We start from the raw sequence: 2,606 nt of genomic DNA, 5'->3' as shown, positions 1-2,606 counted from the left end.
TACTACAAGGGAAAAACTTCGGTAAGCTGATTGTTCAAGTCAGCGACGATCCGACACGATAAGCATACTTTTTGAATCAATTATTAATTACGTCCGCAACTGCTCTTTTCGTATCGGGCCAGGGTGAACACTTAGCACAAGTGTGCCCTGCTACTCAATAGTTCTCGTAATGCCTAGGTAATTGAATAGGCCGCAGCTTTTGAGGCACAGTAAGTGGCAGAGTCGGGGAAACCCTTGAGCGAAGCAACAGAATTGATTTGGGCAAAAACACCACCTCCATTGGCTTTGAGTACCGGGGCAAACGCCTGAGCCATGTAGATCAATCCATATACATTGATGTTCATCTGAAATTCGAGAGCGGCGATCGCATTCTCAGCTAGGGGAGTTCCAGCTTGAAAGACTCCTGCATTATTGATAACCACTTGCACATCTGGGGCAGTTTGAGCAGCAACAATAGATTGGGGATCACCTAAATCAACCTGAATTGGTACTACCCGTAAGCCATATTGTTCAACCTGACTTTTCCCGTTAAGTCTCGAAAAGCTTGCTGGAAAAGGATTTAAGAAACAGTACAGCAAATACGGTACAGTAATTAAAATTGGGTGCTAAAGGTAACAAGCAATGCTGGACTGGTGGGAGAAAAATTTTGCAACCTTAGAACTAGGCGATAAGCCTGACGGCATGGCTTCGCTTACCGCCGATTAAATGAGCGTGCAATGTCGATAGGTTATGCTCTAAGTCTGGGATTTGGCAAAGCACTGTCGGAAGTTTTCAACAGTGGAACCGTACTCAAGAGAGCTTACGAGTTTTTGCTAACCCAAAAGTGGAATTTTCCAGGGTGATCGAGCCGCACTGTCAAATGACGGCGGAAACTGTAGCAGAACACGATGTCGTGCTGTGCGTCGGAGATACGAGTTTTCTTGATTATGGCAGTATTAAAGCTAAAACAGAAGGTTACGGCCCAATTGGTAAGGCAGGTAACGTCTAATATTACACAGTGCCTTAGCCATAGAGCCTCAGAATGGTCAATCAATGGGTTTGTTGTGGCAAAAACTCTGGAATCGGGAGCAAAAGCCGAAGTCACCACTAGATGAAACCCCAACACAGAAGAAACAACAGCAAGCGCAAGCTCGTAAAGAAGCCCGAAACCGTCCGTTTGAACAAAAAGAATCTTACAAATGGGTGGAAGCTATCAGCACTGTCGAAAGCCTTGTGAGCCATCACACACGAGTAATTCATGTGTTTGACCGCGAAGGCGATATCACAGAAGTTTTTGATAAAATTCGTCAACTTCAGCACACAGGAATTCTTGTTCGTGCGGCTCATAACCGCAGTTTAGATTCTATAGCGGTTCCTGATTGAGTGCAATACAGTATGGGATGATGGAGTATATTAACGTCTAAGTGCCTGTGGAATGAAACCCTACTCCTATGATCTGCGGCAGAAAGTGATCAATGCACATAACAATAAAGAAGGCTCTCAACGAGAACTTGCAAAAAGATTTAGTGTCAGCTTGAGTTTTGTTCAAAGTTTACTCAGACGATACCGTAACAGTGGAACAGTGGAGGCAAAGGCTCACGGTGGAGGTCAAAAATCGAAGCTTAATCATGAGCAACTGGTATTAGTAGAGTTATTAGTAGAGTCAGATAATGATGCTACTTTGGTGGAATTGTGCGAACAATTAGAACTGCATACCCAGGTAAAAATAAGTCGCTCCACAATGGGCAGAATCACCCAAAAGCTAAATCTGACACGCAAAAAAAAACATTACACGCGAGCGAAAAGTATACAGAACGGGTGCAAAAACTGAGGGCAGAGTATTGGACAATCATTGGAGAAGTAAACTTAACAGACTTAGTATTTATCGATGAGGCTGGAGTTAATATAGCTATGACCAGACGCTTCGCTCGTTCGCCTCAAGGTAGTCGAGATGAAGGTCATTGTCCAGACGGTCGGGGAAAAAATGTGATAATGATTGGAGCGATGTCAACTGAAGGGATTATTGCTGCCATGACTTTTACTGGTGGTACTAATGCATCGGCTTTTCAAACTTATGTCACTCAAGTTCTAGTTCCAAGCCTTTGGCCAGGAGCAACTGTTGTCATGGACAACTTCAGTTGTCACAAGGTTACAGGCATAAAAGAAGCTATTGAAGCTGTTGGAGCAAGGCTCGTATACTTATCTCCTTATTCTCCTGATTTTTCTCCAATTGAAAACTGTTGGTCAAAGGTGAAAGAGTTTTTGAGATCGCAAGCTGCCAGAACATATCAAGAGTTAGATGAAGCTATTACAAATGCCCTAGATGCAGTAACTAAAAAAGACATCATTGGATGGTTTACCCACTGCTGTTACTATATTGCACCCAACTGAGAACCGCTATAATAGTGAACGTCTTTGGTCGAAGCTAAAAGCACAACCCATTAGTTTTCAATACTGCTCGGTTAAGGAGAAATAGAGGGTAAAACAAAGAAAATAATGTTCGCGTAAATAATTCGCGAATAAGATGATTGGACTTACTTCTTCTCTTTGAGGCTATCGTACAAGTCCACCCAATTTTGACGAAGAGAGTCGATGCAGGAAGTTAAGTGATCGATTTGGGTTCTTCT

Annotated in this window: 6 protein-coding genes; 5 read left to right on the top strand and 1 reads right to left on the bottom strand. The window is 43.0% G+C overall.

The features are described from left to right. Window positions 1-173 precede the first annotated feature (173 nt). Window positions 174-578, bottom strand: coding sequence for an SDR family NAD(P)-dependent oxidoreductase (locus H6G97_RS49610; protein WP_242056180.1), 405 nt, complete (start codon window positions 576-578; stop codon window positions 174-176). 138 nt (window positions 579-716) lie between these two features. Between H6G97_RS49610 and H6G97_RS55240 the strand changes: the two genes are divergently transcribed. From H6G97_RS55240 to H6G97_RS49595, 5 genes are read left to right on the top strand one after another with little or no spacing between them, the layout of a single operon-like run. Next, window positions 717-842 carry an IS4/Tn5 family transposase DNA-binding protein gene (locus H6G97_RS55240; protein ID WP_277883479.1) on the top strand — a complete coding sequence of 42 codons (126 nt, stop codon included), beginning with the start codon at window positions 717-719 and terminating at the stop codon, window positions 840-842. A 17-nt stretch (window positions 843-859) separates the two neighbouring features. Next, window positions 860-988 carry a hypothetical protein gene (locus H6G97_RS56515; protein ID WP_479684984.1) on the top strand — a complete coding sequence of 43 codons (129 nt, stop codon included), beginning with the start codon at window positions 860-862 and terminating at the stop codon, window positions 986-988. A gap of 44 nt (window positions 989-1,032) precedes the next feature. Beyond that, window positions 1,033-1,362 (top strand): hypothetical protein, encoded by a 330-nt coding sequence (locus H6G97_RS56510; RefSeq protein WP_190947591.1) that lies wholly within the window; start codon window positions 1,033-1,035, stop codon window positions 1,360-1,362. Between the two features lie 52 nt (window positions 1,363-1,414). Next, window positions 1,415-1,810 (top strand): helix-turn-helix domain-containing protein, encoded by a 396-nt coding sequence (locus H6G97_RS49600; RefSeq protein ID WP_199350185.1) that lies wholly within the window; start codon window positions 1,415-1,417, stop codon window positions 1,808-1,810. Next, entirely contained in the window at window positions 1,798-2,370 is a 573-nt protein-coding gene (locus H6G97_RS49595; RefSeq protein WP_190947590.1) for an IS630 family transposase, read from the top strand. Before H6G97_RS49600 ends, H6G97_RS49595 begins: the two co-directional genes overlap by 13 nt. The last annotated feature ends 236 nt before the right edge of the window (window positions 2,371-2,606 follow it).

The organism is Nostoc flagelliforme FACHB-838 (assembly GCF_014698065.1).
GTDB lineage: Bacteria > Cyanobacteriota > Cyanobacteriia > Cyanobacteriales > Nostocaceae > Nostoc > Nostoc flagelliforme_B.
Note: the sequence above shows the minus strand (reverse complement) of the source record. Positions and strands in the feature narration are given on the sequence as shown.

Bases quoted from the DNA above. Each gene is read 5' to 3' on its own strand.
- H6G97_RS55240 (WP_277883479.1), top strand. From the start codon at position 717: ATGTCGATAGGTTATGCTCTAAGTCTGGGATTTGGCAAAGCACTGTCG.
- H6G97_RS49600 (WP_199350185.1), top strand. From the start codon at position 1,415: ATGAAACCCTACTCCTATGATCTGCGGCAGAAAGTGATCAATGCACAT.
- H6G97_RS56515 (WP_479684984.1), top strand. From the start codon at position 860: ATGACGGCGGAAACTGTAGCAGAACACGATGTCGTGCTGTGCGTCGGA.
- H6G97_RS56510 (WP_190947591.1), top strand. From the start codon at position 1,033: ATGGGTTTGTTGTGGCAAAAACTCTGGAATCGGGAGCAAAAGCCGAAG.